The following is a 14,429-nucleotide window of genomic DNA, read 5'->3' as shown; positions in this document are numbered from 1 at the left end:
TCATGCGGGGGTCACCGCGGGTATCGTCCGGGGCGATGTTCACCGGAACCGTGGTCTTCGACCTGCTGCTGCCGGGCGACTCCCGGTCGCTCAAAACCAAGAGATCCTACGTACGGCCGATCGTGGCGGCGCTGCGCCGCTTCGAGGTGTCGGCCGCCGAGGTGGGGGCGCTCGACCTGCACGGTCGGGCGGAGATAGCCGTGGCCGTGGTGGCCGCGGAGGGCGCGCACGTGCGCGAGGTGCTCGACTCCTGCGAGCGCCTCGTGGCGGGCCGCCCGGAGGTCGAGCTGCTGTCGGTCCGCCGACGCCTGTACGGCGACGACGACTGACCGTGCGGCGGTGCCGCCCTGCACCGGCGGCCGGCCCGATCGCGAAGGTAATGTTCGAACTGTTGGCCGGTCGGATCCGGCGGCGCCCCGCGCCGCCGGCTCCGACCGGAAGTCCGACGCCGTGGAGGTGGGCGAGATGACGGATCCGGCCAAGGTACGCCGGCACGCGGAGCGCATTCGCGAACTGGTCGCGTCGGTGGTGCGGAGCCAGATCAAGGACCCGCGGCTCGGCATGATCACCATCACCGACGCCCGGATCACCGCCGATCTGCGCGACGCCACGGTGTTCTACACCGTCCTCGGTGACGCGGCGGCCCAGTCCAGCACGGCGGCGGCGCTGGAGAGCGCCAAGGGGATGCTGCGCAGCACGGTCGGCAAGGCCCTCGGGCTGCGCCACTCGCCGAGCCTGACGTTCGTCCTCGACGACGTGCAGGACCAGGTCAAGCAGATCGACGACCTGCTCGCGGCGGCCCGCCACGCCGACGCCGAGGTGCAGCGCCTCGCCGCCCAGGCCAAGTACGCCGGCGACGCCCAGCCGTACCGGCTCGACGAGGACTCCGACGAGGCCGACGACGAGGCCGACGAGGTCGCGGGCTCCGCCGCCGACTCCGACGCACCGCGCGGCGCGGACCGGCCGTGACCGACCCGGCGGCCGGGGCGGCCGGCACCGGGCCCGGGGAGGCCGACTGGGCGGCGGCCGTGGCGGCCGTACGCGACCTGCCGGCCGACGCGCAGGTCCAGCTGATCTGCCACGTCAACCCCGACGGCGACGCGCTGGGCAGCATGCTCGGCTTCGGGCTGGGGCTGCGCCAGCTCGGCGTACGTCAGCTCCGGGCGACCTTCCCCGGCCCGCCGGAGGTGCCGGAGCCGTTCCGCGCGCTGCCGGGCCTCGACCTGCTGGTCCCCGAGGAGGACGCGTACCCCGCGCCGGACCTGGTCGTCTGCTTCGACGCGGCGAGCGAGTCGCGGCTCGGCGGCCTGGTCGACCGGCTCGCCACGGCCGGCACGGCGCTGGTGCTCGACCACCACGCGTCGAACACCCGGTTCGGCGGGATCAACCTCGTCGACCCCCGGGCCGCGGCCACCTCCGTGGTGGCCGAGGAGCTGCTGGCCCGCCTCGGGGTGCGGCTGGACGCGGGGATCGCCGAGGGCCTCTACGTCGCCCTGACCACCGACACCGGGTCGTTTCGGTTCGAGGCGACCACCCCGGCGGTGCACGAGCTGGCGGCGCGGCTGCTGGCCACCGGCATCCGCCCCGGCGACATCTCCCGCCGGGTCTTCGACACCCGGCCCTTCGGGGCGGTGCGGCTCTTCGGCGAGGTGATGTGCCGGGCCCGCCTGGAGCCCACGGCGGCCGGGGGCAACGGCCTGGTCTGGACGTACGCCACGCTCGACGACCTGGCCCGGCACGACCAGCGACCGTACGTGCTGGAGGCCCTGATCGACTCGGTGCGGTGCACCGCCGAGGCGGACGTGAGCTGCGTGGTCAAGCAGGTCCGCCCCGACGAGTGGGCCGTCTCGATGCGCAGCAAGGGCGCGGTGGACGTCAGCCGGGTCGCGGTCGCCCTCGGCGGCGGCGGCCACACGTTCGCGGCCGGCTTCACCGGCCGGGGCAGCGCCGACGAGGTGGTGGCCAGCATCCGCGCCGAGCTGGACAAGGCGCTGATCGGGGCGTAGATCAGGGACGACTCCGGGGGGTGTCGGCCTTCCTGCGCTGCGTGATGGCGGGGAGAATCGGGGGATGGAGCACCCGAGCGAGCTCTCCGTCGCGGAGACCCGGGCGTGGGAGCGCCCCGTGGTCACCGTGCCGGTGCTGGTCTGTCTCTCCCTGGTCGGCGGGCAACTGCCCTCGTTCTCCGCCTCGGCGAACCTCTACACCCTCGGCACCGGGGGAGCGTTGATCTGGCTGGGCCTGGGCAACCGGGTGCCGCGCCGGCCGGCGCCGCGCCGGCTCGGCGCGGGGGCGGTCTGGTGGGTGCTTCCGGTGGCAGTGTTCGGCGTCTTCGAGGGGGTCACCTTCGTGCTGGCCGTCGGCGACGAGTTCCCCACCTTCTCCCGGCTGGCCGACCCCCTGCTGGAGGACGAGCTGGTCCGCTCCGCGGCCTGGTTCGCCTGGCTGGCCGCGTTCTGGGGACTGGTGCGGCGATGATGCGGGCCCTCGCCATCGGCGGCTTCCTCACCGCCCTGGCGCTCTTCGCCGCCGTCGAGTGGGCGGCCCGCCGCCCGGGCTCGCGCATCCCGTCGCTGGCCGACGTCTGCGCCTACGTCATGCGATACGAGGTGGGCCCCGTCCCCGTCGGCCGGATCGGCCTGTTCGGCTTCTGGTGGTGGCTCGGCTGGCACTTCCTCGCCCGCTGACCGGATGCCGACCGTGCTCCCCCGGTGGCCGGTGCGGGTGCCCGGCCGGCACCTCGCGGGCAGCCCTCGTCGCGTCCAGATGGCGGGAACAGTGGGCAGCATGTGGACCTGAACGATAACTTGGGAATCGATCGGTGCCGTGGCTGCGGCGCTGGTCCGCAGGCGGTGGCGTCGCACCCGACGCCGCCTCCCCCCAGGGTCGGACCGACCCGGGCGCACGCGTCCAGACCGGCCGCTCCGGTGATCCCGGGCCGCCGACGGGCGTCCAGCACGACCGGCCGTCGGGCCACCGTGTCCCCGTGACCCGCATCCCTGGAGGGAATCACCATGCCCAGCAAGCCCAAGCCCGAGAACACCGACGAGGCGCGCGAGCAGGCCCGCCGCGCGCTCCAGACGTCGATGGACACCCGTCAGTGACCCACGTCGACCGGCGGTGATGCCGCCGACGCCCCGCGCCGTCGGCATCACCGCCCGACCGGTCCCACCCGACCGGTACGCCCCCTGAGCCCCCTCGCCCCGGCTACCCTCGTCGGTCATGCGGCGGATCCTGGTCGTCGGCAGCTCCGGTGCCGGCAAGAGCACCCTGGCCCGCGCGGTCGCCGGGCGGCTCGACCTGCCGCTGGTCCACCTCGACCGGCACTACTGGCGGCCCGGGTGGATCGCCCCCGACCACGCCGTCTGGCGCACCACCGTCGCCGCGCTCGCCGCCGAGCCCGCCTGGGTGATGGACGGCAACTACGGCAGCAGCCTCGACCTGCGGCTGCCCCGCGCCGACCTGCTCGTCCTGGTGGACCTGCCCTGGCCGCTCTGCCTCGCCCGGGTCGTCCGCCGCCGCTGGGCCCGCCGCTCGTCCGGCCGCCCCGATCTGCCCCCCCGGCTGCCCCGAGCGCCTCGACCTCGACTTCCTCGGCTACGTCGTGCGCTATCCGCGCCGGTCCCGCCCGCGGGTGCTCGCCGCAGTGGCCGCCCACGCCCCGGGGCTGCCGGTGGTCCGGCTGCGCAGCCCCGCCCAGGTGCGCCGCTGGCTGGCTCTCCTGCCGTCCCGCTGAGCACCCCGGCCCGCGGTCGACCCCGCGCTGCGTCGGCCCCGGAACCGGACCCCGTCGCCGAACGGCCGTGCCTGCGCCGCGCCCACCTCGGCGAGCATCCGCCGGAAGGCGGGCGTGGGCCATGAGTAAGGGATCGTTGGTCTTGCGGCCCTTACCCGGACCGTGTCAGGATCGGCGTCGATGACTCAACCCGCCCCCGCCCCGTCCGCCGTCGCCTCGCCGCGCCGGATCGCCGTGCTGGCCCTGCCCGCGCTCGTGGTGCTCGCCGCCGAGCCGCTCTACGTGCTGGTCGACACGGCGGTCATCGGCCACCTGGGCCGGGTGCCGCTGGCCGCGCTCGCCGTCTCCGGCACCGTGCTGACCCTGATTGCCTGGTTGGGCACCGTCCTGGCGTACGGGATCACCGGACGGGCCGCCCGCCGCTTCGGCGCCGGTGACCGCTCCGCCGCCGTCGCGGAGGGGGTGCAGGCGTCCTGGCTCGCGCTCGCGGTGGGGGTGCTGGTCGCGGCCGGCATGCAGTTCGGTGCGGGCCCGCTGGCCGAGGCGCTGGCCGGTCCCGGCGAGGTCGCCGACGCGGCGGCGCGGTGGCTGCGGGTCGCCGCGCTCGGCGCGCCCGGCCTGCTGCTCGCCGCCGCCGGCAACGGCTGGCTGCGCGGCGTGCAGGACACCCGCCGGCCACTGTGGTTCGTGCTCGGCCCCAACCTGCTCTCCGCGGTGCTCTGCGTGGTGCTGGTCTATCCGGTCGGCTGGGGGTTGACCGGCTCGGCGGTGGCGAACGCGCTGGCGCAGACCCTCTCCGGCGGCCTGTTTGCCGCCGCCCTGGCCCGCGAGCGGGTGGCCCTGTGGCCCCGCCTGCGGGTGATCCGCCAGCAGTTGGTGCTCAGCCGGGACCTGCTGGTGCGGGGCGTCGCCTTCCAGGCGAGTTTCCTGTCCGCCACCGCCGTGGCCGCCCGGTTCGGGGCGGCGGCCGTCGGCGGGCACCAGATCGCCGTACAACTGTGGTTCTTCACCGCCCTGGTGCTCGACGCCCTCGCGATCGCCGCGCAGGCGCTGGTCGGGGCGGCCCTCGGTGCCGGCGACGCCGCCGTCGCCCGGGCCCTGGCCCGCCGGATGGCGCTGCTCGGCGCGGTCTGCGGCGTGGCGTTCGCGGTGCTCATCGCCGCCGGGGCCGGCGTCGTGCCCGGCCTGTTCAGCTCCGACGACCAGGTACGCGGGCAGGCCGCGGTCGCCTGGCCGTGGCTGGTGGCGTTGCAGCCGATCGGCGGCGTGGTGTTCGCCCTCGACGGGGTGCTGATCGGCGCGGGTGACGTCCGCTACCTGCGCAACCTGACGATCGTCGCCGCGCTCGGCGGGTTCCTGCCGGCGATCTGGCTGGCGTACGCGGTCGACCTGGGTCTCGGCGGCATCTGGGCCGGCCTGACGCTGTTCGTGCTGCTCCGGCTGGCGGCCCTGCTGCTGCGACTGCGCTCCGGCGGCTGGGCGGTCGTCGGCGCCGTGCGGGGGATGTAAGGAAGGGCCCCCTGTTAACGCATTTGGTAGAGAAGGGCACCCTTCTCACCAGGGGTGCGCCGCATCGTGCCGTGCGGTGGCGGGGGGCGTGACGCCGTCTGGCAGGCTTGGCGGTCGTGAGCGCAGACGGTCTGATCGTGGTCGACAAGCCCGGCGGCATGACGTCGCACGACGTGGTGGCGCGGATCCGTCGCCTGGCGCGCACCCGGCGGGTCGGGCACGGCGGCACCCTCGACCCGATGGCCACCGGCGTGCTGGTGATCGGGGTCGGTCGGGCCACCCGGCTGCTGACGTACGTCATCGGCGCCGGGAAGAGCTACGCCGCCACCGTACGGCTCGGGCAGGCCACCGTGACCGACGACGCCGAGGGGGACGTGATCACCGTCACGCCCGCCGACGCCGTCGCCGACGAGGCGGTCCGGGCGGCGTTCGCCGCGCTCACCGGCGACATCGACCAGGTGCCGAGCGCGGTGAGCGCCATCAAGATCAACGGTGAGCGGGCGTACAAGCGGGTGCGCGACGGCGAGAGCGTCGACCTGCCCGCCCGCCGGGTCACCGTCAGCCGCCTCGACGTGCTGGCCGTCCGCCGGGACACGCCCGGCGTGGTGGACGTGGACATCGACGTGACCTGCTCGTCCGGCACGTACATCCGGGCGCTGGCCCGGGACGCGGGCCTGGCGCTCGGGGTCGGCGGCCACCTCACCGCGCTGCGCCGTACGGCCGTCGGCGGTTTCGCCCTCGGCGAGGCCGCGACCCTCGACGAGCTGGAGCGGCGCGCCCCCGAGGTGGTGAACCTGCCCCTCGACGCGGCGGCCGACCGGTTCTTCCCGCGCCGGGAGGCCACCGCCGACGAGGCGAAGGTGCTCTCCCACGGCGGCCCGCTCGACCCGGTCGGGATCGCCGGGCCGTACGCCGTCTTCGGCCCCGAGGGCGCTTTGATCGCTATCGTCAGCGAGCGGGACGGTCGGGCGCGCGCGGAGATCGTGCTCGCCCCGGCGTGACGGCGGGGACAGGTGACCGCCGGCCCCGGCCGGCGGGGTACGACCGGCCGAGGCCGGCAGGGGCAACGACAGGGGAGGAGCGTCATGCAGCGGTGGCGGGGGTACGACGCCACGCCCGACGGCTGGGGCAGTTCGGTCGTCACCATCGGCGTCTTCGACGGCGTGCACAGGGGCCACCAGGCGACGATCGGGCACACCGTGGCCCGCGCCCGTGAGCTGGGGGTGCGGTCGGTGGTGGTGACGTTCGACCCCCATCCGGCCGAGGTGGTCCGCCCCGGCTCGCACCCGGCGGTGCTCACCGAGCTGACCCGCAAGGCCGAGCTGATCGAGGCGTTGGGTGTGGACGTGCTCTGCGTGGTGCCGTTCACGCCGGAGTTCTCCCGGCTGCCCGCCGACGCGTTCGTGCACGACATCCTGGTCGAGCACCTGCACGCCACCCTCGTGGTGGTGGGGCAGAACTTCCGGTTCGGGCACCGGGCGGCCGGCGACGTGGCGCTGCTGGAGGAGCTCGGCCGGACGTTCGGCTTCGCCGTCGAGGACGCGCCGCTGGTCGCCCAGGACGACACCGTCTTCTCGTCCACGTACATCCGGGCCCGCATCGACGCCGGCGACGTCGCCGCGGCGGCGGCCGCGCTCGGCCGTCCGCACCGGCTGGAGGGGGTCGTGGTCCTGGGCGACCAGCGCGGCCGGGAACTGGGCTTCCCGACGGCCAACCTGCTCTGCCACCCGCACGCGGCCGTGCCCGCCGACGGCGTCTACGCCGGCTGGTTCCTGCGCAAGGACGGCCGGGAGCGGATGCCCGCCGCGATCTCGGTGGGGACCAATCCGACGTTCTCCGGCCGGGACCGGCGGGTCGAGGCGCACGTGCTGGACTTCTCCGGCGACCTGTACGGCGAGCGGGTGGCCCTGGACTTCACCGAGCACGTGCGCGGCCAGGTGCGGTTCGACGGGGTGGAGCCGCTGATCGCCCAGATGAACCAGGACGTGGCGCGGATCCGCCGGATGCTGGGCATCGCCTGACCGTCAGGCCGGGTCGGCCCAGCGGCCGGTTGGCGGCGTGCCCCATCGGTCGGGTCGCCGCCATGTCGGCGGGTGTGGCGCCGCCATGTCGGCGGGTGTGGCGCCGCCATGCCTGCGGGTGTGGCGCTGCCATGGCGCGCGGGCAGCCGCCGCGGCGCGCGGGCAGCCGCCATGGCACGCGGGCAGCCGTCGCCATGTCGGCGACATGGCGGCTTCCCGCCGCCGGGATACCCCCATGTCGCCGACATGGCGTGCGGGGCAGCTCGCGGGCAAGCCAGCCAGGCGTGGCGCGCCGGCAACTCGCCGACGTGGCGCGCGAGCGGCTCGCCGGCCGGCGGAAGCGCCCGCCGGGCCCGCCAAGGCCCGCCCACCAAGGCCCACCAAGGCCCACCAAGGCCGGCCGCCGGGCCCGCCCGGTCGGCCTTGGCGGGCGGTTCCGCGCGGGGCTGGTAGGCTGGCGGGGACGTCGGCTGACCGACGTGGGGCCTCGCGTGCCTGCACGACGCCGCGGGAGCGAGGAGCCGGTCCGTTTCCGGTCCCCTGACCGATCCGACGGACATCACCGAACAACCCACGAAACAGGGAGAACATGGCGCTCGACCAGGAAGCCAAGGCCAAGATCCGCGCGGAGTACGCGACCGCCGAGGGCGACACCGGCTCGCCGGAGGTGCAGGTCGCGGTCCTCACCAAGCGGATCGCCGAGCTCACCGAGCACCTGAAGGTGCACAAGCACGACCACCACAGCCGCCGTGGGCTGCTGCTGCTGGTCGGCCGTCGCCGTCGGCTGCTCAACTACGTCCAGAAGAAGGACATCAACCGCTACCGGTCGCTCATCGAGCGGCTCGGCCTGCGCCGATGACGTCACGGGGGAGCGGCCCGCGCGGGTCGCTCCCCCGTTCGGCGTCCGCCACCTGAGCGCCCGTTCAGGCGTCCGGGATCGGGCGGAACAGGCCATCGGGCCGGAGGGAAGGTCCGGAAGGAACCACCTCCCGGTGACCGAAGGAACGGCCCTCACGGTGTGAGGGCACCGAAGAACAACCGGGCACGAAGAACAACCGGGCACGAAGAACGGCCCTCAGGGTTTGAGGGCACGAAGGAACAACAGGGGCCGCGCGACCACCCGACAGGGAGCCGGTCAGCGTACCGGTCTCCGGTAGTGGCCCCCGGGAGCCCCGGCAGTCGCCGGCACCCCGGGCGCTTCGATCGAAGACCGGCCGTCTGAGCAGCTCCCCGCGTCGCGGACCCCCCGATGCGAAGGAGCACCACCGCACTATGACCGAGCACAACCTCGGCACCGAGTCCCGCACCGCCGTGATCGACAACGGGTCCTTCGGCACCCGCGAGATCACCTTCTCCACCGGCCGGCTGGCCCGCCAGGCCGCCGGTTCCGTCGTCGCCCAGCTCGGCGAGACGGTCGTCCTGTCCGCCACCACCGCCGGCAAGCAGCCGAAGGAGCAGTTCGACTTCTTCCCGCTGACCGTCGACGTCGAGGAGCGGATGTACGCGGCGGGCCGGATCCCCGGCTCGTTCTTCCGCCGTGAGGGCCGGCCCAGCGAGGACGCGATCCTCACCTGCCGGCTGATCGACCGGCCGCTGCGCCCGTCGTTCGTCAAGGGCCTGCGCAACGAGGTCCAGGTCGTCGAGACCGTCCTCGCGCTCGACCCGCAGCACCCGTACGACGTGGTCGCGATCAACGCCGCGTCGATGTCGACCAAGCTCTCCGGCCTGCCGTTCTCCGGCCCGATCGGCGCGACCCGGGTCGCGCACGTCGACGGCCAGTGGGTGGCCTTCCCGACCCTGGAGGAGCTGGCCCGGGCCACCTTCGACATGGTCGTGGCCGGCCGCACCCTCGCCGACGGCGAGGTCGCGATCATGATGGTCGAGGCCGAGGCGACCCCGCACGCCGTGACCCTGATCGCGGGCGGCGCCACCGCGCCGACCGAGGAGGTCGTCGCCAGCGGCCTGGAGGCCGCGAAGCCGGCCATCCGCGAGCTGTGCCGCGCGCAGAGCGAGCTGGCCGAGGTGGCCGCCAAGCCGGTCGCCGAGTTCCCGGTCTTCCTCGACTACCAGCCCGACGTCTACGACGCGGTGGCCGACGTGGCCCGCGCCGAGGTGGCCGAGGCCCTCAAGACCGCCGGCAAGGCCGACCGCGAGGAGGCCCTGGACCGGATCAAGGCCAAGGTCGCCGAGGAGCTGGGCGGCCGTTTCGAGGGCCGGGAGAAGGAGCTGTCCGCCGCGTTCCGGTCGCTGACCAAGTCCGAGGTCCGCAACCGGGTGCTGCGCGAGCAGGTCCGGATCGACGGCCGGGGCCCGCGCGACATCCGCCCGCTGACCGCCGAGGTCGGCGTCCTGCCCCGCGTGCACGGCTCGGCGCTGTTCGAGCGCGGCGAGACCCAGATCCTGGGCGTGACCACCCTCAACATGCTGCGCATGGAGCAGATGGTGGACACCCTCTCGCCGGAGAACCGCAAGCGTTACATGCACAACTACAACTTCCCGCCGTACTCGACCGGTGAGACCGGCCGGGTCGGCTCGCCGAAGCGGCGCGAGATCGGCCACGGCGCGCTCGCCGAGCGGGCGCTGATCCCGGTGCTGCCCTCGCGCGAGGAGTTCCCGTACGCCATCCGGCAGGTCTCGGAGGCGCTCGGCTCCAACGGCTCCACCTCGATGGGCTCGGTCTGCGCCTCGACGCTGGGCCTGCTCTCGGCCGGTGTGCCGCTGAAGGCGCCGGTGGCCGGCATCGCCATGGGCCTCATCTCCGACGAGGTCGAGGGCAAGACGCGGTACGTGACGCTGACCGACATCCTCGGTGCCGAGGACGCGTTCGGCGACATGGACTTCAAGGTCGCCGGCACGCCGGAGTTCGTCACCGCCCTCCAGCTCGACACCAAGCTCGACGGCATCCCGTCGGACGTGCTGGCCGCCGCGCTGCAGCAGGCGTACGAGGCCCGGCAGACCATCCTCGAGGTGATGCAGCGGGCCATCGAGGCGCCGGCCGAGATGTCGGAGTACGCGCCGCGGGTCACCACCGTCAAGATCCCGGTCGACAAGATCGGCATGGTGATCGGCCCGAAGGGCCAGACGATCAACGCCATCCAGGACGAGACCGGCGCCGAGATCTCCATCGAGGACGACGGCACCATCTACGTCGGCGCGACCAACGGCCCGTCGGCCCAGGCCGCCGTCGACCGGATCAACGGGATCGCCAACCCGACCCTGCCGAAGGCGGGGGAGCGGTTCCTGGGCACGGTGGTCAAGACCGCCGCGTTCGGCGCGTTCATCTCGCTGCTGCCGGGCCGCGACGGCCTGCTGCACATCTCCAAGGTGGGCGACGGCAAGCGGGTCGACAAGGTCGAGGACTTCCTCAACGTCGGCGACAAGGTCGAGGTGGAGATCGCGGACATCGACGCCCGCGGCAAGATCTACCTGGACAAGGTCCGCCCGGAGGGCGCCGAGGCGCCGGCCGCCACCGGCGAGGTCGCCGGCGACGAGCGTCCGGCCGGCCGGGGCGGCGACCGGGGCCCGCGTGACCGTGGGGACCGCGAGCGCGGCGACCGGGGCGGTCGTGGCCCGGGCGGCGGCGAGCGCGGCCAGGGCGGCGGCGAGGGTGGCGAGGGCGGCGAGCGTCCGCGCCGCCGGACCCGGCACAGCTGACGTTCCCACCACCGCCGGCCGCCCGTCCCGGGCGGCGGGCGGCACCGCACCACCCACCCCTCGTCGAACTGAGAGCAGGTTTCCGTGAGCCGGGCCCAGCGCGCGTCTTTCCCTGCGGGTCGACGGGGGGTGGCCCCGTCCGGGGCCGTCCGGCACGCCGCCGGGGGGCAGCCCGGGCGGGCCGGCGGGTCGGCCCGCGCGGTCACCCGCACGCTGAGCGACGACCCGTTGGGCGGGACGGTACGCCGTACCGTGCTGCCCAGCGGGCTGCGCGTGCTCACCGAGGCGATCCCCGCGATGCGCAGCGTGTCGTTCGGCATCTGGGTGTCCGTCGGCTCCCGCGACGAGACCGGCCCGCAGGCCGGTGCCGCGCACTTCCTGGAGCACCTGCTCTTCAAGGGCACCCACAAGCGCACCGCCCTGGAGATCTCCGCCGAGATCGAGGCGGTGGGCGGCGAGACGAACGCCTTCACCACGAAGGAATACACCTGCTACTACGCCCGCGTGCTGGACGAGGACCTGCCGCTGGCCATCGACGTCATGTGCGACGCGGTCGCCGACTCGCTGCTGGAGCCGGCCGACGTGGAGACCGAGCGCGGCGTCATCCTCGAAGAGATCGCCATGCACGACGACGAGCCGGGCGACGAGGTGCACGACCTGTTCACCCGCGCCGTCTACGGCGACCACCCCCTCGGCCGGCTGATCTCCGGCACGGAGGAGACGGTCACCCCGATGACCCGCCGGCAGATCCAGGACTTCTACCGCCGCCACTACACCGCGCCGCAGATCGTGGTCGCCGCCGCCGGCAACCTCGACCACGCCGTCGTGGTCCGGCTGGTCCGCGAGGCGCTCGCCGGCACCCCGCTGGACACCGGCCCGGCGGCGCCGGCCCCGCACCGGTCGGCCACCCCGGCGGTACGCGTGCAGCCCGCGGCCACCCTGGTCGAGCCGAAGGAGACCGAGCAGGCGCACGTCATCCTCGGCTGCCCCGGCATCGACCGCGTCGACGGGCGGCGCTTCGCCCTCGGGGTGCTCAACAACGTCCTCGGTGGCGGCATGTCCAGCCGCCTGTTCCAGGAGATCCGGGAGCGGCGCGGCCTGGCGTACTCGGTCTACTCCTACGCCAGCCAGTACGCCGACAGCGGCGTGTTCGCCGTGTATGCCGGCTGCGCCCCCGGCAAGGTCGACGAGGTGCTGGAGCTGACCCGGGCGGAGCTGCGCCGGGTGGCCGCGGACGGGCTGACGGAGGTCGAGGTTGCCCGGGGCAAGGGGATGAGCAAGGGCTCGTTCGTGCTGGGCCTGGAGGACACCGGCTCCCGGATGAGCCGGCTGGCCAAGGGCGAACTGCTCTACGGCGACCTGATGCCGGTGGACGAGCTGCTGGCGCGCGTCGACGCGGTGACCGCGGCCGATGTGAACACCCTCGCCGCCGAGTTGCTGGCCCAGCCGATGTCCCTGGCCGTCGTCGGCCCGTTCGGCGAGCGCGACTTCTCCGCCTGACCGGCAGCCCGGCCCGTCGCGGCGGCGTCGCCGTCCGCCCGTGGGACGGCCGGCGACCGGCCCGGTGTGGCCGGTGCGGCTGGGATAGGTTGTGGCCGTGACTGACGAGCAGGGGAAGGGCCCGCAGGGGCCGATCCGGGTCGCCGTGCTGGGTGCCCGGGGCCGGATGGGCGTCGAGGTGTGCCGGGCCGTCGAGGCGGCCGCCGACATGGAGCTGGTGGCGGCGCTCGACCAGGGCGACGACCGGTCCGCCGCCGCCGGTGCCGAGGTGGCAGTCGACTTCACCACCCCCGACGTCGTGATGGACAACCTGCGCTGGTGCGTCGAGGCGGGCATCCACGCCGTGGTCGGCACCACCGGCTTCACCGGGCGGCGGCTCGACCAGGTGCGCGACTGGCTGGCCGCCCGGCCGGAGGTGGGCGCGGTGATCGCCCCCAACTTCGGCATCGGCGCGGTGCTGATGATGCAGTTCGCGGAGCGGGCGGCCCGCCACTTCGAGTCCGTCGAGATCATCGAGCAGCACCACCCGCGCAAGCTGGACGCCCCCAGCGGCACCGCCACCCACACCGCCCGCCGGATCGCGCAGGCCCGCGCCGAGGCCGGTCTGGGCCCCGCCCCGGACGCCACGAAGGACGAGGTGCCGGGCGCGCGGGGGGCCGACATCGACGGGGTACGCGTGCACGCCGTCCGCGCCACCGGCCTGGTCGCCCACCAGGAAGTGCTGTTCGGCACGGCCGGCGAGACGCTGACCATCCGGCACGACTCGTACGACCGGGTGTCGTTCATGCCGGGCGTGCTGCTGGCGGTGCGCGCGGTGCGTACCCGCCCGGGCCTGACCATCGGCCTGGACCCGCTGCTCGACTGACGGGCCGCGACCACCGGGCCGGCGCGGCGGGGAAAGCGGTCGCCGGCCGGCCGCGCCGCACCTAGGCTGCCCGGGTGATCGACTCGAAGCTCCGCGACCGCGCCGGCCGGCACGTCACCCTGCGTCCGGTCGACGACGACAACTGGCGGGCCGTCGCCGACGTCGCGCCCCGCGACGACCAGCGCGCCTGGGTCTACCCGATGGCGGCCCGTTACCTGCTGACCAGCCTGCGCGGCGACGTGTGGACCTCCCTGGCCGTCTACGCCGACGACACCGTCGTCGGGCACGTCATGTGGGCGTCGACGACGACGGCGCCCGCTGGATCGGCGGGATGGTCGTCGACGCCGCCGAGCAGGGCCGGGGGGCCGGGGCGGCCACGGTGGCGACCCTGGCGACGTGGCTGCGCGCCCAGCCCGGCTGCGCCGCCGTGCGCCTGTCGTACCACCCCGACAACCCGGCCGCGGCCACCCTCTATCCCCGCCTGGGCTTCGCGCCGACCGGCGAGTGGGAGGACGACGAGGTGGTCGCCGAGCTGGTCACCCCGCCGACCCCCTGACGCCCGCCTCGGTGGCGGAGCGGGGGCGGGGACCGGGGTGGCGGTCAGGGCCGACGGGAGGCGGTCGACGGTGGCCTCGCCGGCGGCGGTGACCGTGACGTCGACGCGGGCGCCCGCGACGCGCAGGTTGCGCGCGGCGAGGGCGCCGAGCCCCGGGCCGGCGAGCGGGGCCAGGCGCACCCGGCCGGCCGGCACGTCGGGGTAGAGCCCGACGCCGGCCTGGAGCAGCAGCACCGCCGACGCGGCGGACCACGCCTGCGGCCGGCACGCCGCCGGATACGGCACGGGCCGCCCGAGCAGCTCCCGGTCGTCGCCGCCGTACAGCTCGGGCAGCCGGTGGTCGAACGCCTCGGCGGCGGCGAGCAGCCCGTCGGCCAGGCCGAGCGCCGCCGTGCGGTAGCCGCCCCGGGCCAGCCCGGCGAGCACGATCGCCGTGTCGTGGGTCCAGATCGAACCAAGGGCACCCAGTATCCGCTCAAGCTCGGCGCTGCTGGCCACTATTCCGGTCGCGGTGCTGTTCGTGGTCTTCCAGCGGTATTTCGTGCGGGACGCCAACGACGGCGCGGACAAGGGCTGACCGGGCTGCCG

The 14,429-nt window shown here is 74.8% G+C and carries 15 protein-coding genes; all 15 read left to right on the top strand.

From position 1 onward, the window contains the following. Positions 1-35 precede the first annotated feature (35 nt). Positions 36-329, top strand: coding sequence for a DUF503 domain-containing protein (locus GA0070558_RS08490; RefSeq protein ID WP_043962412.1), 294 nt, complete (start codon positions 36-38; stop codon positions 327-329). Positions 330-465: 136 nt separating this feature from the next. Then, positions 466-969: a 30S ribosome-binding factor RbfA gene (rbfA, locus tag GA0070558_RS08485; RefSeq protein WP_091277536.1), complete on the top strand. Its 504-nt coding sequence runs from the start codon at positions 466-468 to the stop codon at positions 967-969. Continuing rightward, positions 966-2,006: a DHH family phosphoesterase gene (locus GA0070558_RS08480; protein WP_091277425.1), complete on the top strand. Its 1,041-nt coding sequence runs from the start codon at positions 966-968 to the stop codon at positions 2,004-2,006. The genes rbfA and GA0070558_RS08480 overlap by 4 nt, the downstream gene beginning before the upstream one ends. A 64-nt stretch (positions 2,007-2,070) precedes the next feature. Then, complete coding sequence (locus GA0070558_RS08475; RefSeq protein WP_043962414.1) at positions 2,071-2,478, top strand: hypothetical protein; 408 nt, start codon at positions 2,071-2,073, stop codon at positions 2,476-2,478. Beyond that, the gene (locus GA0070558_RS08470; protein WP_176734147.1) at positions 2,478-2,687 is read left to right on the top strand and encodes a DUF6186 family protein; all 210 of its coding nucleotides are present in this window, start codon (positions 2,478-2,480) and stop codon (positions 2,685-2,687) included. The genes GA0070558_RS08475 and GA0070558_RS08470 overlap by 1 nt, the downstream gene beginning before the upstream one ends. 535 nt (positions 2,688-3,222) lie before the next feature. Next, positions 3,223-3,861, top strand: a complete 639-nt coding sequence (locus tag GA0070558_RS08465; RefSeq protein ID WP_218106970.1) for a P-loop NTPase family protein — start codon at positions 3,223-3,225, stop codon at positions 3,859-3,861. A 55-nt stretch (positions 3,862-3,916) separates the two neighbouring features. Then, positions 3,917-5,245 (top strand): MATE family efflux transporter, encoded by a 1,329-nt coding sequence (locus tag GA0070558_RS08460; protein ID WP_091277424.1) that lies wholly within the window; start codon positions 3,917-3,919, stop codon positions 5,243-5,245. Between the two features lie 116 nt (positions 5,246-5,361). Continuing rightward, positions 5,362-6,246, top strand: a complete 885-nt coding sequence (truB, locus tag GA0070558_RS08455; protein WP_091277534.1) for a tRNA pseudouridine(55) synthase TruB — start codon at positions 5,362-5,364, stop codon at positions 6,244-6,246. 84 nt (positions 6,247-6,330) lie between these two features. Then, positions 6,331-7,266, top strand: a complete 936-nt coding sequence (locus GA0070558_RS08450) for a bifunctional riboflavin kinase/FAD synthetase (RefSeq protein WP_043962417.1) — start codon at positions 6,331-6,333, stop codon at positions 7,264-7,266. Positions 7,267-7,855: 589 nt separating this feature from the next. Continuing rightward, positions 7,856-8,125 carry a 30S ribosomal protein S15 gene (gene rpsO / locus GA0070558_RS08445; protein WP_043962418.1) on the top strand — a complete coding sequence of 90 codons (270 nt, stop codon included), beginning with the start codon at positions 7,856-7,858 and terminating at the stop codon, positions 8,123-8,125. Positions 8,126-8,538: 413 nt separating this feature from the next. Further along, a complete protein-coding gene (locus GA0070558_RS08440) occupies positions 8,539-10,920 on the top strand; it encodes a polyribonucleotide nucleotidyltransferase (protein ID WP_091277423.1) in 2,382 nt (793 codons plus the stop codon). A gap of 129 nt (positions 10,921-11,049) precedes the next feature. Continuing rightward, on the top strand, positions 11,050-12,420 hold the full coding sequence (locus tag GA0070558_RS08435) for a M16 family metallopeptidase (RefSeq protein WP_091277422.1): 1,371 nt from the start codon (positions 11,050-11,052) through the stop codon (positions 12,418-12,420). A 97-nt stretch (positions 12,421-12,517) separates the two neighbouring features. Continuing rightward, positions 12,518-13,285, top strand: a complete 768-nt coding sequence (gene dapB / locus GA0070558_RS08430) for a 4-hydroxy-tetrahydrodipicolinate reductase (protein ID WP_077936719.1) — start codon at positions 12,518-12,520, stop codon at positions 13,283-13,285. 331 nt (positions 13,286-13,616) lie between these two features. Continuing rightward, positions 13,617-13,841 carry a GNAT family N-acetyltransferase gene (locus GA0070558_RS34170; RefSeq protein ID WP_256091822.1) on the top strand — a complete coding sequence of 75 codons (225 nt, stop codon included), beginning with the start codon at positions 13,617-13,619 and terminating at the stop codon, positions 13,839-13,841. Positions 13,842-14,274: 433 nt separating this feature from the next. After that, positions 14,275-14,418 (top strand): hypothetical protein, encoded by a 144-nt coding sequence (locus GA0070558_RS32760; protein ID WP_176734141.1) that lies wholly within the window; start codon positions 14,275-14,277, stop codon positions 14,416-14,418. Positions 14,419-14,429 lie beyond the last annotated feature (11 nt).

Origin of the sequence: Micromonospora haikouensis (genome assembly GCF_900091595.1) — a bacterium.
GTDB classification, from domain to species: domain Bacteria; phylum Actinomycetota; class Actinomycetes; order Mycobacteriales; family Micromonosporaceae; genus Micromonospora; species Micromonospora haikouensis.
Note: the sequence above shows the minus strand (reverse complement) of the source record. Positions and strands in the feature narration are given on the sequence as shown.